At 59.7% G+C, this 22,794-nt stretch carries 20 protein-coding genes and 2 pseudogenes; 12 read left to right on the plus strand and 10 right to left on the minus strand.

Annotation, left to right across the window (positions count from 1 at the left end):
• The 6 genes from PCPL58_RS16930 (at position 1) to moaA (ending at position 6,669) form a co-directional block, all read left to right on the plus strand.
• On the plus strand, positions 1-291 hold the full coding sequence (locus PCPL58_RS16930) for a (2Fe-2S)-binding protein (RefSeq protein ID WP_003432864.1): 291 nt from the start codon (positions 1-3) through the stop codon (positions 289-291).
• Positions 288-1,679: an FAD/NAD(P)-dependent oxidoreductase gene (locus PCPL58_RS16935; protein ID WP_065349978.1), complete on the plus strand. Its 1,392-nt coding sequence runs from the start codon at positions 288-290 to the stop codon at positions 1,677-1,679. The genes PCPL58_RS16930 and PCPL58_RS16935 overlap by 4 nt, the downstream gene beginning before the upstream one ends.
• Positions 1,676-2,860: an NAD(P)/FAD-dependent oxidoreductase gene (locus tag PCPL58_RS16940; RefSeq protein WP_065349979.1), complete on the plus strand. Its 1,185-nt coding sequence runs from the start codon at positions 1,676-1,678 to the stop codon at positions 2,858-2,860. Before PCPL58_RS16935 ends, PCPL58_RS16940 begins: the two co-directional genes overlap by 4 nt.
• Positions 2,857-3,909: an ABC transporter substrate-binding protein gene (locus PCPL58_RS16945; protein WP_065349980.1), complete on the plus strand. Its 1,053-nt coding sequence runs from the start codon at positions 2,857-2,859 to the stop codon at positions 3,907-3,909. Before PCPL58_RS16940 ends, PCPL58_RS16945 begins: the two co-directional genes overlap by 4 nt.
• Before the next feature lie 149 nt (positions 3,910-4,058).
• Complete coding sequence (locus tag PCPL58_RS16950; protein ID WP_065349981.1) at positions 4,059-5,405, plus strand: cation:proton antiporter; 1,347 nt, start codon at positions 4,059-4,061, stop codon at positions 5,403-5,405.
• A 265-nt stretch (positions 5,406-5,670) separates the two neighbouring features.
• Complete coding sequence (gene moaA, locus PCPL58_RS16955; RefSeq protein ID WP_003317890.1) at positions 5,671-6,669, plus strand: GTP 3',8-cyclase MoaA; 999 nt, start codon at positions 5,671-5,673, stop codon at positions 6,667-6,669.
• 39 nt (positions 6,670-6,708) lie between these two features.
• Here moaA and PCPL58_RS16960 read toward each other — a convergent pair whose 3' ends face one another.
• The 7 genes and pseudogenes from PCPL58_RS16960 to PCPL58_RS16990 all read right to left on the minus strand — a co-directional run bounded on the left by PCPL58_RS16960 (position 6,709) and on the right by PCPL58_RS16990 (position 15,631).
• Positions 6,709-7,242, minus strand: coding sequence for a DUF3833 domain-containing protein (locus PCPL58_RS16960; RefSeq protein ID WP_065349982.1), 534 nt, complete (start codon positions 7,240-7,242; stop codon positions 6,709-6,711).
• Between the two features lie 17 nt (positions 7,243-7,259).
• Positions 7,260-7,778 (minus strand): chalcone isomerase family protein, encoded by a 519-nt coding sequence (locus PCPL58_RS16965; RefSeq protein WP_044310570.1) that lies wholly within the window; start codon positions 7,776-7,778, stop codon positions 7,260-7,262.
• Positions 7,779-7,992: 214 nt separating this feature from the next.
• A complete protein-coding gene (locus tag PCPL58_RS31390; RefSeq protein ID WP_065349983.1) occupies positions 7,993-8,310 on the minus strand; it encodes a hypothetical protein in 318 nt (105 codons plus the stop codon).
• A gap of 617 nt (positions 8,311-8,927) precedes the next feature.
• Positions 8,928-10,889 carry a methyl-accepting chemotaxis protein gene (locus PCPL58_RS16975; protein WP_065349984.1) on the minus strand — a complete coding sequence of 654 codons (1,962 nt, stop codon included), beginning with the start codon at positions 10,887-10,889 and terminating at the stop codon, positions 8,928-8,930.
• A 373-nt stretch (positions 10,890-11,262) separates the two neighbouring features.
• Positions 11,263-12,982, minus strand: a pseudogene (gene poxB / locus PCPL58_RS16980) (ubiquinone-dependent pyruvate dehydrogenase).
• Between the two features lie 156 nt (positions 12,983-13,138).
• Positions 13,139-15,028, minus strand: coding sequence for a penicillin-binding protein 2 (gene mrdA / locus PCPL58_RS16985; RefSeq protein WP_044308376.1), 1,890 nt, complete (start codon positions 15,026-15,028; stop codon positions 13,139-13,141).
• A 138-nt stretch (positions 15,029-15,166) separates the two neighbouring features.
• Positions 15,167-15,631 (minus strand): annotated as a pseudogene (locus PCPL58_RS16990) (winged helix-turn-helix transcriptional regulator).
• Positions 15,632-15,719: 88 nt separating this feature from the next.
• On the opposite strand from PCPL58_RS16990, the gene PCPL58_RS16995 reads away from it, so the two are divergent.
• From PCPL58_RS16995 to PCPL58_RS17005, 3 genes are all read left to right on the plus strand, one after another.
• On the plus strand, positions 15,720-16,577 hold the full coding sequence (locus tag PCPL58_RS16995) for an SDR family oxidoreductase (protein ID WP_065349985.1): 858 nt from the start codon (positions 15,720-15,722) through the stop codon (positions 16,575-16,577).
• A gap of 97 nt (positions 16,578-16,674) precedes the next feature.
• On the plus strand, positions 16,675-16,983 hold the full coding sequence (locus PCPL58_RS17000) for an RcnB family protein (protein WP_003367279.1): 309 nt from the start codon (positions 16,675-16,677) through the stop codon (positions 16,981-16,983).
• A gap of 168 nt (positions 16,984-17,151) precedes the next feature.
• Positions 17,152-17,985, plus strand: a complete 834-nt coding sequence (locus PCPL58_RS17005) for an AraC family transcriptional regulator (RefSeq protein ID WP_065351072.1) — start codon at positions 17,152-17,154, stop codon at positions 17,983-17,985.
• 9 nt (positions 17,986-17,994) lie between these two features.
• On the opposite strand, the gene PCPL58_RS17010 is transcribed toward PCPL58_RS17005, so the two are convergent.
• The gene (locus PCPL58_RS17010; protein WP_065349986.1) at positions 17,995-18,579 is read right to left on the minus strand and encodes a LysE family translocator; all 585 of its coding nucleotides are present in this window, start codon (positions 18,577-18,579) and stop codon (positions 17,995-17,997) included.
• Between the two features lie 209 nt (positions 18,580-18,788).
• Here PCPL58_RS17010 and PCPL58_RS17015 point away from each other — a divergent pair, with 209 nt between their 5' ends.
• The 3 genes from PCPL58_RS17015 (at position 18,789) to PCPL58_RS17025 (ending at position 19,896) form a co-directional block, all read left to right on the plus strand.
• Positions 18,789-19,277 carry a DUF3828 domain-containing protein gene (locus PCPL58_RS17015; RefSeq protein ID WP_003317876.1) on the plus strand — a complete coding sequence of 163 codons (489 nt, stop codon included), beginning with the start codon at positions 18,789-18,791 and terminating at the stop codon, positions 19,275-19,277.
• Between the two features lie 63 nt (positions 19,278-19,340).
• Positions 19,341-19,544, plus strand: a complete 204-nt coding sequence (locus PCPL58_RS17020) for a hypothetical protein (protein ID WP_003367271.1) — start codon at positions 19,341-19,343, stop codon at positions 19,542-19,544.
• A gap of 154 nt (positions 19,545-19,698) precedes the next feature.
• Positions 19,699-19,896, plus strand: coding sequence for a hypothetical protein (locus PCPL58_RS17025; protein WP_003367267.1), 198 nt, complete (start codon positions 19,699-19,701; stop codon positions 19,894-19,896).
• Between the two features lie 6 nt (positions 19,897-19,902).
• Here PCPL58_RS17025 and PCPL58_RS17030 read toward each other — a convergent pair whose 3' ends face one another.
• Both PCPL58_RS17030 and PCPL58_RS17035 read right to left on the minus strand, forming a co-directional pair.
• On the minus strand, positions 19,903-21,360 hold the full coding sequence (locus tag PCPL58_RS17030) for an MFS transporter (protein ID WP_065349987.1): 1,458 nt from the start codon (positions 21,358-21,360) through the stop codon (positions 19,903-19,905).
• Positions 21,361-21,421: 61 nt separating this feature from the next.
• Positions 21,422-22,729, minus strand: a complete 1,308-nt coding sequence (locus PCPL58_RS17035) for an Nramp family divalent metal transporter (protein ID WP_162273832.1) — start codon at positions 22,727-22,729, stop codon at positions 21,422-21,424.
• Between the last annotated feature and the right edge of the window lie 65 nt (positions 22,730-22,794).

Here is a 22,794-nt window from a genome sequence, read left to right on the forward strand (position 1 = left end):
ATGGCATTGCTGAAACGACTGACCGAACATGATCGCCCGGTTCTGTCCTTCACCCTTGACGGCCAGCCGGCCAGCGGTCTGTTGGGCGATACCTTGCTGACCGCGGTACTGACCGCCAGCGAACACTTGCGCGGCAGTGACTTCAGCGCCGAACCTCGCGCCGGTTTCTGCATGATGGGCGCCTGTCAGGACTGCTGGGTGAGGCTGGGTGACGGTCAGCGCGTACGTGCCTGTTCGACGCTGCTGGAGGCCGGTCAGGCGGTGATTCGTGAACCGGGGCGCTGCGTATGAGCGATCAGACAATTGCCATTGTCGGCGCAGGACCGGCCGGCATTCGCGCCGCCCAGACGCTACTGGCCCACGGCATCAAGGCCTGCCTGATCGATGAAGGGCTGCGCGGCGGCGGCCAGATCTACCGTCGCCAGCCGGACAATTTCCAACGCTCGGCCAAGGCGCTCTACGGCTTTGAAAGCGCCAAGGCGGTCGCGGTGCACGACGCGCTCGACACGCTGGCCGCGCAGATCGACTATCGGCCGCAGACGCTGGTCTGGAACGCCGAAAATCACCAACTCGATACCCTGCAAAACGGTACCGCCGCCACTGTTGATTTCAGCCACCTGATCGTCGCCACCGGTGCCACTGACCGAATTCTGCCGGTGCCCGGCTGGACCCTGCCCGGCGTGTATAGCCTCGGCGCAGCGCAGATCGCGCTCAAATATCAGGGCTGTGCGATTGGCCAGCGCGTGGTGTTTTGTGGCAGCGGCCCGCTGCTGTATCTGGTCGCTTACCAGTACGCCAAGGCTGGCGCGAAGGTGCTGGCGGTGCTCGACAGCGCGCCGTTTTCGGCGCAATGCAAGGCATTGCCGGCCCTGCTGGGCCAACCGGCAACGCTGGCCAAAGGCATCTATTACCGCGCATGGCTGAGTGCAAACGGCATTCCCGTGCATCAAGGTGCGCAGCTCACACACATCGACGGGGAAAAACGCGTAGACGGCATTCAATGGCAACGCAACGGTAAGTCGGGCCACCTGGCTTGTGACGCGGTCGCTTTTGCCCATGCGCTGCGCAGCGAGACGCAACTGGCCGACCTGCTGGGCTGTGAATTCGCCTGGAGCGCGCTCAACCGGGCGTGGCTGCCGACCCGCGACGACTGTGGACGCAGCAGCGTGTCAGGCATCTATCTGGCGGGCGACGGTGCGGGAATCATGGGCGCCGACGCTGCGGAAATGGCCGGAGAACTGGCCGCGCTCGGGCTGCTGCAAGACATCGGTGTGGTGGCAGACACCGCCCGTACCGACACGCTTAAAACTGCCTTGCGACGCATCGAACGCTTCCGCCACGGGCTGGAAACCGCGTTTCCGTTCCCTGAGGGCTGGGCCGCCAACGTGGCGGATGACACGCTGGTGTGCCGCTGCGAAGAAGTCTCTGCAGGCAAGATTCGCAGTGCCGTGCAGGATGGCCATTGGGAGATCAACCGGGTCAAGGCCATGTGCCGGGTCGGTATGGGTCGCTGTCAGGGCCGGATGTGTGGCCTGGCCGCGGCCGAGATCATCGCCCGCGAGAGCGGCCGGTCCGTCGAGCACGTCGGCCGCCTGCGCGGTCAGGCACCGATCAAGCCGCTGCCCTTCGGTATGGGGATGCAGCCCATGGAGAAGCAATCGGTGGAGACGCAACCATGAGCACACTGATTGAAACCGATGCGATTGTCATCGGCGGCGGCATTGTCGGCGCCTCGGCAGCCTTGACGCTGGCCCTGAAGGGCAAGCGGGTCGCCTTGCTGGAACGCGATTTTTGCGGATCGCACTCCAGCGGTGTCAATTACGGAGGCGTGCGGCGTCAGGGCCGTCCGTTGTCGCAGTTGCCCTTGTCGCAACGGGCGCATCAGATATGGGGCAACCTGCGTGAGCTGATCGGCATCGACGGCGAGTACCAGCGCTCGGGCCACCTCAAACTGGCGCGCAGCGAACAGGACATGAATGCCTTGCGCGCCTACGCCGAAGCCAGCCAGGGATTCGGCCTGGATTTGCAACTGCTTGATCGCGATCAGCTGCGCGCGCGTTATCCCTGGGCCGGCGATATCGCTGTCGGTGCATCGCTGTGCGCCGACGACGGACACGCTAATCCACGTCTGGTATCGCCGGCCTTCGCCCGCGCTGCTCGTCGGGCAGGCGCACAGGTGTTCGAGCAGGCGCCGGTCAGCGAAGTCAGCCACGACGGCAACGTGTTCGTCGTCACCACCGCCAGCGGTCTGACACTGCGCGCCACCTGGCTGCTCAACTGCGCCGGGGCGTGGGCCGCAGCGCTGGCAGCACAATTCACCGAACCGGTGCCGATGTATTCAGGGCACCCGGCAATGCTGGTGACAGAACCGCTGCCGATGTTTATGGACGTCAGCACCGGTGTCGAAGGCGGCGGCATTTATGCCCGGCAAGTGGCTCGCGGCAATTGCGTTCTGGGCGGCGGACAAGGCTTTGCCCTCGACCCGGCACGCACCAGACCGGGACAGGCGGCGGTGCTGGATATCCTGCGCAACGCCGTCGAACTCTACCCGCCACTCGCCGGCGCTCAGGCCATTCGCACCTGGAGCGGCACCGAAGGCTATCTGCCGGACCGTGAACCGGTGCTGGGCCCAAGCCTGAACCGTCCAGGTCTGCTGCACGGCTTCGGCTTTGCCGGGGCGGGCTTTCAGATCGGTCCGGCAGCGGGTGAAGCGCTGGCCGAATGGGTCTGCGAAGGCGCCTCACGGATTTCGCTCGATGCCTTTTCCATCGGCCGCTTTCAGCAAATCGCCCTGCAAACCCCTGCCATCGAACTTGTTACGAACGTCATCCCATTGCACAGAGGAAGGTCGTCCCTATGAAAAGCACCAAACGTCTCGCCCTCACCGGGCTGTCCTGCCTGCCGCTGGCCGCCGCACTTCTGTCCACGCCTGTCATGGCCGAAACCACGCTGTACCTGGGCATGAACGGTGGGACCATGGAGCGCCTGTATGCCGATCAGGTGCTGCCGGCTTTCGAGAAGGCCAACAACGTCAAGGTGGTGATCGTGCCTGGCACATCGGCCGATATCCTCGCCAAGGTTCAGGCGAGTAAGGACAACCCGCAGATGCACGTCATCTTTCTCGACGACGGCATCATGTATCGGGCTATTTCCATGGGCCTGTGCGACACGCTGCAGCCCAGCGCCAGTCTGGCCGACCTGCCTGCCAAGGCCAAAATCAAGGAACAGGCAGCAGCCGTCAGCCTGGGCGTGACCGGCCTGGCCTACAACACACGGATGTTCAAGGAGCAGGGCTGGAGCGCGCCCATCTCGTGGATGGACCTGGCCGATAAACGTTTCAAGGACAAGGTGGTGTTCCAGTCACTGGCCTCCTCGACCTTCGGCCTGCATGGCTTTCTGATGTTCAACCGTATCCAGGGCGGCAGCGAGAAAGACGTCGAACCCGGCTTCAAGGCCTGGCCGAAGACCATCGGCCCGAACGTACTGGAATACATCGCCAGCTCGGCCAAGATCTCGGAAATGGTGCAGACCGACGAAGCCGCCCTGTTCCCACTGACACCCACCCAGGTCACCGCGCTGAAGATCAAGGGTGTACCGGTGGAATATGCATCGCCCAAGGAAGGCGGCGTGGTGTTGAACGTGGCTGAATGTGCAATAGCCAATAACAACCAGCCGGAGCTGGCCCAGAAGCTGGCGGCCTACCTGCTGACACCAGAAGCACAGGCGCCTGCGCTGGAGTTCGGTGACCAGATCCCGTCGAACCCGAAAACCCCGACCACTGACAAGACACGCAGTCAGGTCGAGGCCATGGAGAAATACCTGGAAACAGCAGTGACCATCGACTGGGATCAGGTCAATCAGATCCGTCCCGAGTGGAACGCACGCTGGAGCCGCAGCATCGAGCGCTAGAGGTCCACGGCGACGCCGAAAGGCATCGCCGTGCGTAAAAGACGCATGCTGATTGCCATCCGGCAAATTATTTCAACTTATTACCGTGCACGGGAGTCCCACCGTTACGCCCTCTGCTTCGGGCGCATTTTGACGGTGGTTCTTTCTCTATGAGTTTTATTGTCTGCATGGGCGTGCTTGGCGTGCTGTTGATGCTATTGGCGCTCACTTCCTCTTACCTGCGCTGGATGCCAGTGACCACATCGGCCGTGTGCCTGGCGTTCGGCTTCGGCATCGGCCCGATGGGCCTGGATATCGTCGATCTGAATTTCGAGAAATCCTACGAGTGGCTGGAACGCCTGACCGAAGTGGCGGTGCTGTTTTCGCTGTTCGGTACGGGTATCAAGTTGCGCCTGCCCTTGCGCGGCAAAGCCTGGCATTCAGCCTATTGGCTGGCCGGGCCGGTGATGCTGGCGACCATTGCCGGCGTGACTGTCGCGGGGCATTACATCATCGGCCTGGACTGGGGCGTGTCGTTGTTGCTCGGCGCGATGCTGTCGCCGACCGACCCGGTGCTCGCCGGCATGGTGCAGGTCAACAACGCCCAGGATCAGGACCGCCTGCGCTTCGGCCTGTCCGGCGAAGCGGGCCTCAACGACGGAACCGCGTTTCCATTCGTGATTTTTGCCTTGCTGTACCTGAGTTCCGGGGGCGCGATGGGCGACTGGGTCCAGGGATGGCTGATCAAGGATTTGATCTGGGCGGTGCCGGCCGGTCTGTTGATTGGTTACGGGATGGGCCGCGGGGTCGGCCATCTGATGATCTTTCTGCGCATCAAGAACGCCGACAGCACCACCTCGCCCAATGACTTTCTGGCGCTGGCACTGATCGCCCTGGCTTATGTCGTTGCGCAAAGCGTGGGTGCCTTTGGCTTTCTTTCGGTATTTGCCGCCGGATTCGGGCTGCGTCAGGCTGAGGTACGTGTCACGCGGTCAGAGCTACCGTCCGAGCACGTCGCGCAGCCGGTCCTCGGGCATATGACGTCCTCCCTCGAGCAGGGCACGGTCGCGCAGGTCGACGACATGAGCGACTCGCAACTGGCTGCCGGCGTGATGATGGGCGATATGCTGGCGTTCGGTAGTCTGGTGGAGCGCGCGATGGAAGTCCTGCTGATCACCCTGCTGGGCGCGGCGCTGGCGATGTATTGGGACTGGCGAGCCATTGGCCTGGGTATCGCGCTGTTCTGCGTGATTCGTCCTGCCAGCGTCTGGTTGCTGGTGAGTCGTCGCCTGCTCAATTTCCGACAAAAAGCACTGGTTGGCTGGTTCGGTATTCGTGGGATCGGCAGTCTTTATTACCTGTGTTTTGCCTTGTCGCATGGTCTGGCACACGATGTCGGCCACGTCGTCGTTGGCATGACCCTCTCGGTCGTCGCCCTGAGCATTCTGGTACACGGCATCAGTATCCAGCCTTTGCTGGAGCGTTACGAGCGCAGTTCCGCCGCCAGGCCTGATTGATCAGTCATCAAGGCAAAGCGCCATAGAGCGTGTCGATGAGCGTATTGGAACAAGCAATTGGACTGCGGCATTTCGACTCGGTTAGCGTGGCGTCATCCGGCCAGTGCAAACCGCAATGCGTGCGGCTACTATGTTTATACGCACAAGGCACTTTGCCAGCCTGCGATCAGGCGTGAAATTGGCGCATTACAAATTGGCTGAACCCTTGTCACGCACTGGCCTCCAAACCCGGTAATACAGCCCACTCGATTATTTAGAAGGTGAAATGTCAGAACCCGTCCTGATGGACCGCTTTGCACGTAAGGTCGATTATCTGCGCATGTCGGTCACCGACCGCTGCGATTTTCGCTGCGTGTACTGCATGGCCGAAGAGATGACGTTTCTGCCTCGGCAACAGATTCTGTCGCTGGAGGAGATCCTCCAGGTGGCCGAGCGCTTCGTGGCACTGGGCACGCGCAAGATTCGTCTGACCGGTGGTGAGCCGCTGGTGCGCGCAGGCGTAGTGGGGCTTTGTGAAAAGATCGCCGCCCTGCCCGGCCTGCGTGAATTGTGCATGACCACCAACGGTTCGCAGCTGGACAAACTGGCTGCCCCGCTGTTCAAGGCCGGCGTCACGCGCCTGAACATCAGCCTGGACAGCCTCGATCCACAGCGTTTCCGCGAGCTGACCCGCACAGGCGATCTGCACAAGGTGATTGCCGGCATCGATGCCGCCAACGCCGCCGGTTTTGTGCACACCAAGCTCAACTGCGTGGTAATGCACGGTCGCAATGATGATGAGATCAACGACCTGCTGGCGTTCGCCATCGATCGCAACCTGGACGTTTCGTTTATCGAAGAAATGCCGCTGGGCATCATCAGCGAACACAGCCGCGCCGAATCCTTCTACTCCAGCGATCAGGTGCGCGAACGCATTGCCGAACGTTACACGCTGGTGCCTTCCACTGATTCGACTCAAGGGCCATCGCGCTACTGGCGCCTGGCCGAGGCACCGGGCATTCGCATCGGCTTCATCTCGCCGCACAGCCACAACTTCTGCGGCACCTGCAATCGCGTGCGCATGACCGTCGAAGGTCGCTTGCTGCTGTGCCTGGGCAACGAGCATTCCGTGGATTTGAAGGCGGTATTGCGCGCCAATCCCGGCCAGCCGGAAAAGCTGGAAAAAGCCATCATCGACGCCATGCAGCTCAAGCCGTGGAGCCACAACTTCACCCACGACGATGGTGTGCAGGTGGTGCGCTTCATGAATATGACGGGCGGCTGACAGCCGCCCTGAAGGATGACGCCTCATATGAGGCGTTATTTATTTACCGGCCTTGCGAAAGAACAAGGTGATCTGCCCGACTTCGACACCCAGCTTGGTCATCGACGAACGATTGGCCATGGTCTGCTTGTCGATCAGGTACATCCAGTCATCCAGGCTCACGTCATACTCGGTGCCATCCACCGGCAACCTGAGCACATAGTTCCAGTGGAAGCTGTTGCCTGACACTTCGCCATAGGCCTCGCCAACCACGTCACCTGCCGTGCCCTTCCAGCGCCCCGGACCATCGGGACGCAAGCGCCACTCCCGGACCTGTTTAGTGCCATCGCTGTAGCTGAAGGCCTCGTGCATGACCAGCACTTCGCCTTCACTGTGCCCGTCGATCAGCACGGTAAAGCGCTTGGTGACTTCACCGGAGCGCTTTTGAAACATTCCCCAGGCCTCGACACGCCCGGTGAAGTACTGTCTCAGATCGAGCTTGGGCTCTTCCTGACTGTAACGGGTTACCGGCACACCGCCGCAGCCGCTCAATACAAGCCCCGCACACAACATCAACATCCACTTTCTCAGCATGCGCCCTCCTTGATGGGTCATGAGCCGGTACTGCCGAGCAACTGCTCGCGAAGCTCCGGGTTACGGGTTTTCGGGTCAAGCCAGATGGAAAAGAAAGCCTTGGCGAACTGGCTGTCGGGCACCACATGCTGGAGCTTGTCGCCAACATAAAACCGCGCTTCGCGGCCAGGCAGGTACACACCGGTAATCTTCATGCCCGGCTGGACGTCGACAAATGACTGGTTCATCTGCTGGCGCCATTCAGTCAGTTGCTGTTCGGTCACCTTCGAACCGGAAATACGCTTGATCTCATCGATACTGGCATCGACCAGATCTTCCCGGTCAATGTCGCGGTGGTAGGTCAGCTCGAGAGCCAGCGGTGCATCCGCGACGAAGGGCTTGGTGGGGCTTAGCAACCTGGCCGTATAGATGCGAAAACCGAACAGACTAAGGTCACCGCCACCGACGACCTGAGCATTGGGCAATGCCTCACGCCAATCCGCCGAAGCGCCAGCGCTGAGCAACATCACCAACCATAACCATCGTGGCGCACGCATCGGCAACCTCTGTTTATGTCATGTGCAGGCACTGCCGTGACAGTCACCACAGGCAGCGAGTTAGAAGAGTCAGAATCGCTGACTCATGGCCGGAATCTATACCACCAAAAACGCTTTGTACAACCTGTAGGCCCTCGCCGTCCCGGTGACGAAAACCAAAAAGCCTGTTCCCGATCAGGATCGGGAACAGGCTTCAGGACCTGCGATGCCCTACTCAGGCAACCTGCGAGTGCGCCTGCCGACGGGTCTTCTGCCACTCACCTTTCAACGCCTGCAGCGTGTCCTCCATGTAGGCGCGATCGGCAGCGGCCTTCTTGCCGACATAACCCTGGCCACGACGGAACATCTTCAGGGATATGCGCAGTTGCGGGTGCGCATCACGAAACTCGTGCTCTTGCGTGAATGGCGACATGGCGTCGACGCGAACTTCACCCGACTCGGCCACCCAGGCGATATGGTTATCCAGCGTGTCTTTGCACGCAGCAAACAGACGAGCCAGTTCATCAATAGTCGGTTGTGTGTTGATATTCATGTTGATGCCCCTTCGCTCGTAGACTGTTCAATAATTGATACATCAAGTTCATGCGCCAGAACTTCAGCAATGCACACGATTGAGTGTGCGTCGAATACCGTTCCAGCCCTCAAGGACATGCAGGTAGCCTTGATGAAGAGCCGCTACACAGCGGCATCAGCGTAGAGAGAAGAAGTCACGAAACCCAAAGACCCGGCCCAGGATCGGCAATCGATCCGTTACAAGCATCATGAGGACATTTCGCCAGCTTCTCGCCCTTATCGACGACAAATGCCAGTTCAGCTCCATCAATCTGCCTTGTGGGCAGCCTACATCCGGGAACATCTCGACGGCTTGCCGAGCCTGTTCATCACACCTTTTGCAGCGCTCCCGATCGGGGAGACAGCTGCATAATGCAAAAGGAAAACGGGCACGTCAACGATTATGTAGTGATTATTTTTTATAACTACATAATCGTATGAGGGACGTGGGGTTACGTGAAAAGGTGACTGAATGGTCATGGGGTACAGGTTATCAAGGGTGGTCAGGGACATCGGCACGACAGCCTCTGAAGACCAGCAAAAAGGCCTGAAAGCGTTCGCTTCCAGGCCTTTTCACAACACACAAACCGCTGACTGTCAGCTCACCTTGAAGCGACCCACCAGGCCCTGCTGCTGCTCCGCCAGACGCGCGAGTTCGCGGCTGGTGACGGCGGTCTGCTCGGCACCGGCACTGACCTGGATGACCAGCGAGTTGATGTCGTCGACGTTGCGGTGGATCTCTTCGGCCACCAGGCTTTGCTCTTCAGCGGCCGAAGCGACCTGGATGTTGCGGTCGCTGATGGTCGCGATGCCTTCGGCGATCTCTTCCAGCAGTTCACCAGCGCGTACGACGTTGCTGGCACCCTCCTGCGCCTTGCCCAGAGTTTCCTGCATCGACGCGGCTGCGCGTTCCGAGCCGGACTGCAGGTTGGCGATCATTTTCTGGATGCTGACGGTAGAGTCCTGAGTCTTCTTGGCCAGATTGCGTACTTCGTCGGCAACCACCGCGAAACCACGCCCCTGCTCGCCGGCACGTGCAGCCTCGATGGCTGCGTTGAGCGCCAGCAGGTTGGTCTGGTCGGCGACGCCACGAATGACATCGAGCACTGAGGAGATCGAGTTGCTCTCGCCCTTGAGCTCGTCGATGATCCGTGAAGTCTGTTCAGCCTGCACCGAGAGCTCCTGAATCAGGCCGATGGTGTTGTCGATTTCGGTCTTGCCCTGCACGGTGCTGTTGTTGACGCGTTGCGACATCTCGGCCGCGTCGGTGGTGCTGCGCGCGACATCCTTTACCGTGGCGCTCATCTCGCTGATGGCAGTAGCGACCTGATCGGTACCCTGGCGTTGTTGCGCCACGTTCTGATTGGTTTGCAACGCCACTGCGGAAGACTGCTCGGCAGCGGTGGCAACCTGCGCCGTGGCGCTGCCGATGTCGCGGATGACCTCACTGATCTGATGCGCCATGTTGTCAAGATTGCGTGAGATCTCGCCAAACTCATCCTTGCCGATATAGCGGGTCCGCGCGGTCAGGTCGCGGGTGGAAAGAGCCATCAATGTGCGGTTCACATCGACCACTGCGACCTTGATGTTGCGGATGATGACCGACGCCAGCCACAGCACTACGATCAGCATCAGGACAACAGTAGCAACCGCCACATACAGGCTGCTTTGAGCAGAGCTGCGCGCATCCGTTGCCAGGCCGACCACGTTCTGGCCAAGCTCTGCTTCTACCTGAGCCATCATGTCGATACGTACGGTGGCAAGGTTGAACCAGTCTTCCGGCTTGACGTTGAGCGGATCACCCATCGGGGTATCGAAACCCAGGCGTTGCAAGCGCGCTACTTCCAGCGAGCCCGGCTGCTGCATGACGTCATTGAGTTTGGTCTTGAATACTTCAGGGGACCAGCGTTGAAACGCTTCGAGGTAACCGGAGAACTCTCCAAGGTTACGACTGAAGCGTGACAACAGGGGCGCGTCAAAGCGGTTCTGGTTGAATGCCTGGACGAGCAGCACGCGCTCGCGACCGGCACGTTCCTTCATGTCGACGAACTGGTTGAGCGAACTCAGGCCACGCAGTATTTCCGGATCTTCGATACTCGCTTCCAGCGAATAGGAGAACCCGACGAGAGTTTTGATAACGTCGGTGAACCGCGCAGAGGACTCGGTGTTGTTGATCCCCAGCGTATCGATCTTGAGGCGCAACGCAGTCAGGTCATCCAGTGCACGGTAGACTTTGTCCGGACCGGGAATACCGTCGGTCGACTGGGCACGCATCTCGCTTATCGCCTTGTCGGTTTCCTGACGGAAGGTCTTCAATTTGTCCTGCATGGACTTGCCGCCGCTGTCCAGAAACACGCCGCTGGCGCCGCGCTCGCGCTGCATGGTGGTAACCACGTTACTAAGTTTCTGTGCAACCGCGGTGGCTGTTACTGCTCGCCTCATGTCACCGAGGTTTTCGCTTTTGTCAGCGACGAACAAACCTGCAAAGGCCAGGAAGCCCAATAGGGGGAATATTAAAATAAGCAGCAGTTTCATACTCAAAGGAGCATTTCTAAGCATTGCAGACCTCATGACGTGCAGACTTTTCTATAAAGAATATCCAGGGCGTAACGTTCTGTAGCGTCGACGTTTTTTTTGTCGCCAGGGACTGTTCGGTAATCAGCCTGCCGTAGCCGATCTTGCTTCCGTATCACTGTCTCGGCTGTCTTCCGGGAAGCTTTACCCAGTATTTGAATTTGTTAGTTCAAACAGCGAACTCAATAAAGCACAGGGTGCGAGAAGTTTGGATCCACAAAGAAATGACCGCCTTGGGCGGTTATGTTGAGAAGAGAAATATAAATCCACCGAGAGTGTCACCTGTAACGGCGACGACAATCTCGGTGGATAGAAGTTGCAACTTTTTTCTATTCAACCCATACGTTTTTATAACTGATTAACGCAGGTTGGTTTTCGCCAGTTCCAGCACTTCACTGCCGCGCCCGCTCATGATCGCGCGCATCATGTACAGGCTGAAGCCCTTGGCCTGGGCCAGCTTGATTTTCGGTGGGATGCCCAGCTCCTGCTTGGCAGTGACAACGTCGATCAGCACCGGACCGGGATGATCGAACGCCTCGCGCAAGGCGGCAGGCAACTCTTCGGCGTTCTCGACACGCAGGCCCAGAATGCCTGCGCCCAGGGCAATCCCGGCGAAGTTGGTTTCATGCAGGTCAGTGCCATGCGGCACGTAGCCGCTGGCTTTCATTTCCATGTCGACGAAGCCCAGCGAGCTGTTATTGAACACCACTATCTTGATAGGCAGGTTCAACTGACGAATGCTCAGCAGGTCGCCCAGCAACATGGACAGACCGCCGTCGCCACACAAGGCTACGACCTGACGATCCGGATGTTCAGCCTTGGCCCCCAGAGCTTGTGGCAAAGCGTTGGCCATCGAGCCGTGGTTGAACGAGCCGAGCAGACTGCGCTTGCCATTCATGTGCAGATAGCGTGCAGCCCACAGCGTCGGCGTACCGACGTCGACGGTAAAGATCGCATCGGCATCCGCCTGCTCGTCGACCAGTCGAGTGAGGTACTGCGGATGAATCGGCGTACCATCTGGCGTCGGGGTGGCCAGCTCGTCCAATTCTTCACGGGCCTTGGCGTAGTGCTTCAGGGCCTTGTCGAGGAAACGGCGATCGGTGTGCGGCCTGAGCTTTGGCTGAAGCGCCTCCAGGGTTTCCCGCACCCCGCCCACCAGACCCAGCGCCACCGGCGTGCGACGCCCTAGCTGGGTCGGATCGAGGTCAATCTGGATGATGTCGGCTTTTTCGGGATAGAAATTCCGATAGGGGAAGCTGCTGCCGAGAATCACCAGCGTGTCGCAGGAGAGCATGGCGTGGTAGCCGGAGCTGAAGCCGATCAGGCCGGTCATGCCGACGTCGAAGGGATTGTCGTATTCGACATGCTGCTTGCCGCGCAATGCGTGAACGATCGGCGCGCCCAGCGTATCCGCCAACGCCAGAACCTGCTCGTGGGCACCCTCGCAACCCGCACCGCACAGGAGTGTGACGGCTTTGGAATCGTTGAGCATGTCGGCCATCGACTGCAGATCGTTTTCGGCAGGCACCACGTTGGGCGCTGTAGCCTCGATCCATTTTGCCGCGACATCCGGCGCAGCGCTGAGCGCCACGTCGCCCGGCAAGACGATTACCGCCACACCTTTCTGACTGATCGCAGCACGCATGGCACGTTCCAGCACACGCGGGAACTGCTCGGGGTTGCTGACCAGTTCGACGAAGTGGCTGCACTCCTTGAACAGCTCCTGCGGATGGGTTTCCTGAAAGTAATCCAGACCGATTTCCGAAGACGGAATATGCGCAGCAATTGCCAGAACCGGCACCCGGTTGCGATGGCAGTCGTACAGGCCATTGATCAGGTGCAGGTTGCCCGGTCCGCAGCTGCCGGCGCAGACCGCCAGCTTGCCGCTGGACGCCGCCTGCGCACCGGCAGCAAAGGCTGCGACTTCTTCATGACGGGTGTGCATCCAGCGAATCGAATCGGTGCGTTCCAAGCTGTCGGTCAGGCCGTTGAGGCTGTCTCCGGCCCCCCCCCCAGATGTGCGAAACACCCGCCGCTGCTAGGGTTTGCGCGAGATGGTCGGCAATGGTCTTGGACATTCCGGGTTCCTTGTCGAGGCAATGATAATGAGTTCGGTAAAACGCGCGCAGCGCTCTGCTACGCCTGTTGTGGTCGACCCGATACATTCTCGACAGTTCAGAAAACCTGAGCCCTGTTCAGGGCTCGGTCGTTCGGCAAGCGTTTTAAAACGCTGATCAGGCGTGCGGGTTGCCCGGCGCCTTGGTGGGTGTGGCGTACTCAGGCTTGAGCTTGCCCTCGCTGTCCAGCAGCCAGGCATCGAGAATCTCCCGCACCACGGGGCCTGCTACCCGGCCACCCGCCTCGCCGTTCTCGATGGTCACCGACACAACGATTTTCGGATGGTCGGCCGGCGCGAAACCGACGAACAAGGCGTTGTCGCGGTTACGCTCAAGGGTCTTCAGACGGTTATAGCGCTCACCCTGCTTGATCGCCACCACCTGCGCCGTACCACTTTTGCCGGCGATGCGGTACTGAGCGCCCTTGGCCGCATCCCGTGCAATGCCGCGGGGATCGTGCATGACCATCTGCATGCCGGTATTGACCTGATTCCATTCATTGGGATCGCGCAACACGATATTTGGCATCGGATGCTCGTCGACGGGTGCCTTATCACCGACTTCCATCGCCAGATGCGGTCGATGCCAGACACCCTTGCTGGCAATCAGTGAAGTGGCCTGAGCCAGTTGCAACGGCGTGACCTGCATGTAGCCCTGGCCAATGCCGAGAATCACCGTTTCGCCGGGGAACCATGCCTGGCGACGCGTGGCCCGCTTCCATTCGCGGGACGGCATAAGCCCTGCAGACTCCTCGAACATGTCCAGCGACACCTTCTGGCCGATGCCGAACATGGTCATGTAGTCGTGCAGGCGGTCGATGCCGAGCTTGTGCGCCACCGTGTAGAAATAGGTGTCATTGGAACGCATGATCGCCGTGTCCATGTCCACCCAGCCATCGCCACTGTGGTTCCAGTTACGGTATTTGTGGTCGAAGTCCGGCAACTGGAAGTAGCCGGGATCGAAGACCTTTGTCGAGGCGGTCATCACACCGCTGTCGAGACCGGCAATCGCCACTTCCGGCTTGACCGTCGAGCCCGGTGCGTACAGGCCACGCAGCACTCGGTTGAACAGTGGCCGGTCAATGGAATCGCGCAGCGCCGCATACTGTTTGAAGCTGATACCGGTGACGAACAGGTTGGGGTCGAAGCTTGGCTTGCTGACCATCGCCAGCACGTCACCGGTTTCCGGGTCCAGTGCAACCACGGAGCCGCGTCGATCACCCAGCGCGTTTTCCGCCGCGGCCTGCAAATGCGCGTCCAGCGTGAGGGTAATGTTCTTGCCCGGCACCGGGTCAGTGTGTTTCAGCACGCGCAGCACGCGGCCCTGGGCGTTGGTTTCGACCTCTTCATAGCCTACGTGGCCGTGCAGCTCAGACTCGTAGAAGCGCTCGACGCCGGTCTTGCCGATGGACTGCGTGCCGCGGTACTCGTTATCGAGATGGGCCGCTTCCTTTTCGTTGATGCGGCCGACGTAGCCGATCGAATGCGCGAAATGGGCGCCCAACGGGTAATGGCGAACGAACTGCGCCGCCACGTCCACGCCCGGCAGCAGGTACTGATTGACCGCCAGAATAGCGATCTGCTCTTCGGTGAGTTCATAGAGCAATGTTGCCGGTTCGAACGGATGACGGACCTGCTTCAGTTCTTTGTCGAACAGAATCCGGTCTTCGTCGGGCAATTCCAGCAGGGTCATCAGTTCGTCGATGACCTTGTGCCAGTCGCCAGCGCGTTCACGGGTCAGGGTCAGGTTGAAACTGGGGCGATTGTCGGCAAGCACTTCGCCATTGCGGTCAAAGATCAAACCGCGCTCGGGCGGGATCGGCAGCACGTGAACACGGTTGTTTTCGGAAATGGTCGAGTGATAGTCGAACTCGGTGACTTGCAGGAAATACATGCGCGCGACCAGACAGGCAGCCAGCAGGCCGACCAGCACCGCGCAGGCAATCAGGCGCTGATTGACCAGCCGCGTCTCTTTTTCGTGGTCTTTCAGGGGAATTGGATTGGGCATTTCTACAGCTTCTCGGTGAAGGGCAAACGGCGCAACTAAACGTGTATATAAAGATTTCGGCGCGCACCATACCAAGAAGCGGCTGATTACAGGCGATCAAGCCGACAATCGCAGGATGAAAAATCTGTCAGAAAAGACTCATTCGGGCGTGATCTGCAGCGTATTCGACGCTTCACGGGCCTGCATGATGCGCGGCAAATTGGTCTCGATCCAGGTGACGAGGGTTTCAACCTGCAAGGCGACCTCTTCGCCCATCGGGGTCAAGCGGTACTGAACATGCGGAGGCACTACCGGCAACGACTTGCGGCTGACGAAACCATCATGCTCCAGATGTTGGAGCGTTTGCGCGAGCATTTTCTCGCTTACCCCGCCGATCTTGCGGCGTACTTCGCTGAAGCGATGCATGCCACCCCGCAACACCACCAGCACCAGCACGCCCCAACGGCTGCAGACATGATTGAGCACCACCCGCGAAGGACAGTCAGTGGCCAGCACCTAGCCCTGACGGACCAGCGCCAATAGCGTCTCGGCCGCTTCCGGCGGGAAGCCTTGCTGCATAACACCTGATTGCGGGGTACTTGATTGCGAAGCGGATTCGCTCATGACACTTACCTTTTTGTACGTACTTACTAAAGGTAAGCATCATGACTATGCTGGCGCTTCCTTTCAACCTGATTCAAGGAATCATTCCATGATCGTTGTCACCGGTGCCACAGGCCAGCTTGGCCGCCTCGTCATTGAACAGTTGCTCAGCCGCGTACCCGCTTCGCAAATCATCGCCGCCGTGCGCAGTCCGGAAAAGGCCGCCGATCTGTCCAGGCAGGGTATTCAGGTTCGTCAGGCCGACTATTCACAGCCTGCGACACTCGACAGTGCATTTGCCGGTGCCGGCAAAGTGCTGCTGATTTCCTCCAGCGAAGTGGGTCAGCGCCTGCCGCAGCACAAGGCGGTGATTGATGCGGCCAAGCGCGCCGGGGTCAAGCTGCTGGCCTACACCAGCGTTCTGCGTGCCAAGACCTCGGCATTGAGCCTGGCCAGGGAGCACAGCGAAACCGAAGAGTACCTGAGCGCCAGCGGCCTGCCGTTCGTGTTGCTGCGCAATGGCTGGTACACCGAAAACTACACCGCAGGCATTCCGGGCGCACTGACCCATGGCGCGGTCATGGGCAGTACCGACGAGGGTCGTATCAGCTCTGCTTCGCGTCTGGATTACGCCGAGGCGGCCGCAGTGCTGCTGACATCGGAAACGACACAGGCCGGTAAGGTGTATGAGCTGGCAGGCGACGAGTCCTACACGCTGTCCGAATTTGCAGCGCAGTTGTCGACGCAGAGCGGCAAGTCCCTGCCTTACGTCAACCTCCCACAGGCCGAATTCGAAGCCGCGCTTATCCAGGCAGGCCTGCCTGACTTCGTGGCCCGGTTGCTGGCAGATTCCGATGCCGCTGCTGCCAAGGGCGCCCTGTTCGATGACAGTCGCCAATTGCGCGCGCTGATCGGCCGCCCGACCACCCCGCTCTCGGCAACCATCGCCGAGGCACTGAAAGGCTGAGCACAGCAAACCCGATCGAATGATTTGCCACGGTGAAGGTCCGAGTTATTACGAGGCATTAAGCCATCGCCTGATACCAAAGACTGGGAGTCTTCACATGAACAGCAAATCGTTGATCGCCTGCATGACCTTGCTCGGCTGCTTTTCCGCCGTCACCCTGCCCGTTCACGCGGCAGAGACGGCGGACCCGAAAGTCACCGAATCCAAGGACAACGTCCATGAGCTGGAAGTAGGCTCCCGCGTTCCGGAAAAATATCGTCGCAGCGACCTGGAAGTGAAGGACTGGAAAAGCAAAGGCCTGGAAACACCCGCCAAGGAAAGCGAATGGGTGAAAATTAACGACAAGTACGTGCGTTTCCAGAAGGTCAATGGTCAGATCATGGACATCGTGCCGGTCAAGAAGTAAGGCGCAGCCTGCTTCGCCAGTGCTCTGCGTGAACATGTCCGAGCGCCGCAGGGCGCCATTCGGGGCATGTAAGCGCAGAGCTCGTCTCGACAGGCCAACATCGCATGAGCGATGGCCAATATCGCTCAGCATCCGGTACTCTCGTCGCTCTGCCGACGGGATATCAGCATGAACCGCAACGAACCCAGCAAATCGACCGCAACCCCTTTTTTCTGGCGCGATGAGCACCTTTCGTTCATCGAAGCCCGTTCTGTAGAGGATGGCCGACGGGTCTGTTACGCGCCTCACTCGCATGAAATCTTTTCCGTCGGCGCGATCACTGCCGGAAAGAGCACCTATGTGCATGAAAAGACCTCACAGTGCGTCACGTCAGGCACTGTAGTGTTGATGAATCCGGGCGACGTGCATGCCTGCAACCCGATCAATGACCAGGCCTGGTCGTACCTGATGCTCTATGTGGACAGCGGCTGGCTGGGCGACATTCAGGGCGAAACGGGGTTGAATGCCGGGCATGGTTTTCAACCATTGCCCCATACGCACAGCGATGATTCGATCCTGTTCGCTGCATTGACTGCGCTGTTCCAGACGCTGACTGATACGAGAATCGATACGCTGCAAAAACACTGCTCAGCCGTGGCCTTCTTTACCCTGATGCTGGAGTCACTCGGCACGGCACCGGCACGGCACCGCCCACCATCACCTCGCGTTGCCCGAGCCGCCGAATACATCAACGACAATTTCACCCGGCCCATCAGGCTTTCCGACATTTGTGCCGCAGCCAATCTCTCGGCGTCCTACCTGATTCGCTCGTTCGAACAGCGCTATCATCTGACTCCGCATGCCTACCTGCTCAATCGGCGGATCCAGCATGCCCGCAGACAGCTGAAAAGCGGCAAGATGATCGCCGATGTTGCTCAGGAGGCAGGCTTTGCCGATCAGGCGCACTTTCAACGTGAGTTCAAAAAGCATCTGGCAGCAACGCCAGGGCAGTATCGGCTGTGATGACACGGGTCAGATCAGCAGATATACCGCGCAGCCAGCCAGTAGTAGCGCCATGATGCGGTTGAAGACGCGCACACTTGCCGAGCTGCGCAAGCAATGCCCAAGAAAGCTTCCGGCAAAGACCCAGCAGCCCAGCGACAGATAGCACACCACGCAGTAGATTCCTGCGAATTGCCAGATCAAGGCAGCCTCGCCGTTGGCGACAAAAACTCCCATGCCGGCTATCGAAGCCAGCCAGGCTTTGGGGTTGAGCCACTGCATGATTGCTCCGTGCACCAGCGAAGGACCAGCGCCCTGCTCGCTCATGTTCAGTTGTCCATTGTCGATGGCTAGTCGAAACGCCATGTACAGCAGAAATATCACGCCGGACCACTGAATGATTCGGGTCAGAAAGGGCCATTGCTGCAAGGTTTCATGCAGGCCAAAACCGATGAGCAGCAACAAAAGAGTAAAGCCCAGCGTGGCACCCAACACATGGCGCATGGCTGGTCTGACGCCATAGCGTGCACCGGCACTCAGCGCCACGATGTTGACCGGCCCGGGAGTGATGGAAGAAGCCAGTGCAAACGCGGCCATGGAAATCAGCAGACTCATGGAAAACCCCCTTGAATACGATCGGAAATGACCGGATCAAGGTAGTGACGGCAGCGAACCGCGTATTGAATGAAATTACCCTCAATCCGGTTCAGCCTGCCCGACCCTCTGATGCGTGACCAAAACCATTGCTTTTTTGTCCACTTGGCTTACAAATGCACTGTCATGTGCCTGTCACTCTCACTGCCACCTTTTCTGCGAGCCGCTCCATGTCCAGAACCGTCGCCATTGCCTTCGCCTGCCTGCTTTCCACCACTGCCCATGCGGCCTGCCCGGCTGCGACCCCGGTCGACACGGCGCGCTGGATCTACGAGAAGCACCAGGATTTTTATCTGAACGGCAAAGGCAGCGCTGATTATTTGTCCAAACCTCTGCTGAGCCTGCTCAAGAAGGACTGGGCGTGCCAGAACGGCGATCAATGCGCCGTCAGTGCCAACCCGTGGACCGATGCGCAGGACGGGGATGTGCAGAAGCCGATCGACTGGAAGCTGGTGTCCAACTCGGACAAGCAGGCGGTGGTCGAAATGACCTATAACCTGGGTTACAAGGACGCCCCGCAGCAGCCGGTCGCCAGCCAGACGACACGCCTGCTGCTGGCCAAAAATGCCAACAGTTGCTGGGTGCTGGAGAACCTTCAGGGGCCACAGGGCGTTGCCTTGATGCAGAGCCTGGAGGAATTTCCCTACGAAGGTGATTGATCGGCCTTGAAACAATCCGCCATTCTCGGTATCACAGGCACTTGAATTTCACGAGCGAGCACCATGAATACCTTTGAGCAATCGATTATTGAGGCTGCGCAGGCCGCCACGCCCAATAACACCGATGCCGAACGCGAAGCCGCCAGAGTCGCCGCCACGCAGGCGGTAGCCGAAATCATGTCCACGCGCAGTGGACTGGACCGCACGCTGGCACTGGCCGAGTTGCTGGATTCCTATTCGGAACACGATGATCAGGAAGATGATTAGGCTGATCGGCACGATGCGAAAAAATGATTGGCCTGTTTATTTATCTGCGGCATTAAAGAAAGCCGACCTTGCCGCCGACAACTCGGTTAGGTGGATTGATGATAGCCACCCGTTCATTTAGTGCGCTCGGATGCGACCTATAAGGGCACCATCCGTGCAGATCGAACAAATGCAAGACATCCAGGCCTACGTCAGGCGCACCGCCGACGAGCTAGAGCGAGTTTCGGCCAACCTCGCCGGGCATCTCCTCTACCTCGAGCGAACCTCCCGTGCACATGAAGCGCAAGAAGTCAGTGAGCGGATCATCGGCCTGCGTGCATCCGTAGATGGCCTTCGCGGTGTGTTCCGTTAACCGCCACTAGTTGTCCCCGGCCTGCGACAGCGGTCTCGCTAGGTCCTCCAGAGACTTGCGCTCGGCAGCCGCACCCCATATCGCCTGCACCAGCGCCGCCAGCAACATCAGCCCGGCGCCGATCAGATAACCGATCAACACATTGCTGCGCTCACCTGTTTCAATCAACTCCCCAAACAGGGTCGGGCCAATCATACCGCCCAGCCCCGTACCGAACGCGTAGAACACTGCGATTGCCAACGCACGGATTTCCAGTGGAAAGGTTTCCGCCACTGTCAGGTAGGCCGAGCTGGCCGCTGCCGACGCAAAGAAGAAAATCACCATCCACGCAATGGCCTGCTGGGTCACGTCCAGCACACCTTGCTGGAACAGGTAGCCACTGATTGCCAGCAGTACGCCCGACAGGCCATAAGTGAGGCTGATCATCACCCGCCGGCCAATCACGTCAAACAGTCTGCCTAGCAGCAGCGGACCGCAGAAATTACCCAGCGCCAGCGGCAGCGGCAGCACGTACCAGCCGACGCGCTCGGCCGGCACGCCATAGAAGTCGGTCAGCACCAGGGCGTAGGTGAAAAAGATCGCGTTGTAGAAAAACGCCTGGGCGGTGAGCAGCGTCAGGCCTACCAGCGAACGCTGACGAAACGTCACCAGCAACGTCCTGGCGACCTCGCCCAGCGGCGTGTGGTCTCGTGCGTGCAGGCGCAGGGGCTTGCCTGCTACGGCGGGCAATACGTGTCCCTGGCGCTGTAAGTCGGCTTCTATCTGCTCGACGATCTGCTTCGCCTGTTCAGCCTGGCCGTGTATCAACAGCCAGCGCGGGCTTTCCGGCAGCCACAGTCGCATCAGCAGAACCAGCAGACCCAATACCGCACCAATGCCGAAACACAGGCGCCAGCCCAGCTCGGCCCCGATCCACAGGGGGTCGAGCAAGACAATCGAGCCAATCGCACCGAGCGCGGCACCCAGCCAGAACGTGCCGTTGATGGTCAGGTCGACCCAGCCCCGGTAGCGGGCCGGGGTAAATTCCTGAATGGTCGAGTTGATTGCCGTGTACTCGCCACCGATGCCCATACCGGTCAGAAAGCGGAACAACATGAAGCTCCATACGCTGAAGGAGAACGCCGTAGCGGCCGTCGCACCGACATACAGCAGCAAGGTGATGAAGAACAGCTTGCGGCGCCCGAGACGGTCCGCCAGCCAGCCAAAGAACAACGCGCCCAACACGGCACCGGCAATGTACGCAGCGCCCGCCAGGCCAATGTCGCTATTGGTGAGATTGAGCGCCGGGCTGGCTTTCAAGGCGCCGGCTACCGACCCTGCAAGGGTGACTTCCAGGCCGTCAAGCAGCCAGGTGATGCCCAGCGCCACGACCAGCAAGGTGTGAAACCGCCCCCAGGGCAGTCGGTCCAGTCGGGCGGGCAAATCGGTTTCGAAGACGCTGCCCTTGTCGCTCGGTGTGCTCATGTCCGGCTACCTGACGGCTGACATTGGTGTCAGGCTTGAGAGTCGCTGCCGCCGCCCAAGTTCAGCTGATCCAGAACCACAGCAATGTAAGATTGGCCGCCGAGATCAGCCCGAACAGACCCCAGGCAGCCGTTTTCACCAGCCGGCTGTTGACGAACGGCCCCATCAGTTGTGGGTCGCTGGTAAAGCGAATCAGCGGCCAGAGCGCGAATGGCAGCTGCAGGCTCAGCACAACCTGGCTGAGCACCAGCATCTGCCCCACCGAGCTGTCACCCAGCCAGATCACACCGATCAGCGCCGGAATCAGTGCCAGCGCCCGCGTGATCAAGCGCCGCTGCCAGCACGGAATCTTTGCCTGCAGAAAACCTTCGAGCACCACTTGCCCGGCAATCGTGCCGGTAAATGTCGAGCTTTGCCCTGCCGCCAGCAGCGCGATACCGAACAGCACGCTGGCGATCGCGCCACCTACCAGCGGATCGAGCAGGTGATAGGCGTCCTGAATCTCGACCACCTCGGTATGCCCGGTCTTGTGAAAAGCGGCAGCAGCGAGGATCAGAATCGCCGCATTGATCAGCAGTGCCAGGCTCAGCGAACCGATGGTGTCGAGGCGCGCATAGCGAATGGCGCTGGCCTTGCTGGCCTGGTCCGAACCGTTGACCCGCGTCTGCACCACAGACGAATGCAGGTAAAGGTTATGCGGCATGACGGTGGCGCCCAGAATGCCGATGGCGATGTACAGCGGCTCCTGGCTGCTCAATACATCCCAACTCGGCTTCAGACCCGCGACGACGTCCGGCCAGAACGGTTTGATCAGAAACAGCTCGACGGCGAAGCAACTGGCGATGGTTGCAATCAGCCCCAGCACGATGGCCTCCAGACGGCGAAAATTGGCGCCCTGCAAGGCCAACACGATCAGCGTATCGAAGGCGGTCAGCGCCACACCGGTGGTGATGGAGACGCCGAGCAACAGATGAAACGCCAACGCTGCCCCCAGCACTTCCGCCAGATCGGTGGCGATGATCGACAACTCCGCCAGCAACCACTGGCCCTTGGCGACCTTACGGCTGTAGCGGGCGGCCGACAGCTGCGCCAGATCACGGCCGGTAGCGATGCCCAACCGCGAACAGAGGTTTTGCAAGACCATTCCCGAGAGGCTGGCCAGCACCACCACGAACAGCAGTGAGTAGCCGAAGCGCGACCCGGCCTCGATGGCCGTCGCCCAGTTGCCAGGGTCCATGTAGCCGATGGAAACCAGCAGGCCAGGCCCGACGAACAGCATCATCTTGCGCAGCAAGGACGCGTTCGGCGGAATGGCCACACTGTCGGTAATCGCCGAGGGGCAGAAAGGAGCGGTGGCAGTAGTGGGCAGTTTGTACGTCACGGGAACCCGGAATGCAGAAAGTTAAGGCATCATCCTAAGGTTTTACGACACAT

The sequence above is a fragment of the Pseudomonas cerasi genome (assembly GCF_900074915.1).
GTDB classification, from domain to species: Bacteria; Pseudomonadota; Gammaproteobacteria; order Pseudomonadales; family Pseudomonadaceae; genus Aquipseudomonas; species Aquipseudomonas cerasi.

Bases quoted from the DNA above. Each gene is read 5' to 3' on its own strand.
- PCPL58_RS16930 (WP_003432864.1), top strand. From the start codon at position 1: ATGGCATTGCTGAAACGACTGACCGAACATGATCGCCCGGTTCTGTCC.
- PCPL58_RS16945 (WP_065349980.1), top strand. From the start codon at position 2,857: ATGAAAAGCACCAAACGTCTCGCCCTCACCGGGCTGTCCTGCCTGCCG.
- PCPL58_RS17020 (WP_003367271.1), top strand. From the start codon at position 19,341: ATGAATACCTTTGAGCAATCGATTATTGAGGCTGCGCAGGCCGCCACG.
- PCPL58_RS17000 (WP_003367279.1), top strand. From the start codon at position 16,675: ATGAACAGCAAATCGTTGATCGCCTGCATGACCTTGCTCGGCTGCTTT.
- PCPL58_RS17015 (WP_003317876.1), top strand. From the start codon at position 18,789: ATGTCCAGAACCGTCGCCATTGCCTTCGCCTGCCTGCTTTCCACCACT.
- moaA (WP_003317890.1), top strand. From the start codon at position 5,671: ATGTCAGAACCCGTCCTGATGGACCGCTTTGCACGTAAGGTCGATTAT.
- PCPL58_RS16935 (WP_065349978.1), top strand. From the start codon at position 288: ATGAGCGATCAGACAATTGCCATTGTCGGCGCAGGACCGGCCGGCATT.
- PCPL58_RS31390 (WP_065349983.1), bottom strand. From the start codon at position 8,310: ATGAATATCAACACACAACCGACTATTGATGAACTGGCTCGTCTGTTT.
- mrdA (WP_044308376.1), bottom strand. From the start codon at position 15,028: ATGCCCAATCCAATTCCCCTGAAAGACCACGAAAAAGAGACGCGGCTG.
- PCPL58_RS16960 (WP_065349982.1), bottom strand. From the start codon at position 7,242: ATGCTGAGAAAGTGGATGTTGATGTTGTGTGCGGGGCTTGTATTGAGC.
- PCPL58_RS16965 (WP_044310570.1), bottom strand. From the start codon at position 7,778: ATGCGTGCGCCACGATGGTTATGGTTGGTGATGTTGCTCAGCGCTGGC.
- PCPL58_RS16950 (WP_065349981.1), top strand. From the start codon at position 4,059: ATGAGTTTTATTGTCTGCATGGGCGTGCTTGGCGTGCTGTTGATGCTA.
- PCPL58_RS17010 (WP_065349986.1), bottom strand. From the start codon at position 18,579: ATGAGTCTGCTGATTTCCATGGCCGCGTTTGCACTGGCTTCTTCCATC.
- PCPL58_RS16940 (WP_065349979.1), top strand. From the start codon at position 1,676: ATGAGCACACTGATTGAAACCGATGCGATTGTCATCGGCGGCGGCATT.
- PCPL58_RS17005 (WP_065351072.1), top strand. From the start codon at position 17,152: ATGAACCGCAACGAACCCAGCAAATCGACCGCAACCCCTTTTTTCTGG.
- PCPL58_RS16975 (WP_065349984.1), bottom strand. From the start codon at position 10,889: ATGCTTAGAAATGCTCCTTTGAGTATGAAACTGCTGCTTATTTTAATA.
- PCPL58_RS17030 (WP_065349987.1), bottom strand. From the start codon at position 21,360: ATGAGCACACCGAGCGACAAGGGCAGCGTCTTCGAAACCGATTTGCCC.
- PCPL58_RS16995 (WP_065349985.1), top strand. From the start codon at position 15,720: ATGATCGTTGTCACCGGTGCCACAGGCCAGCTTGGCCGCCTCGTCATT.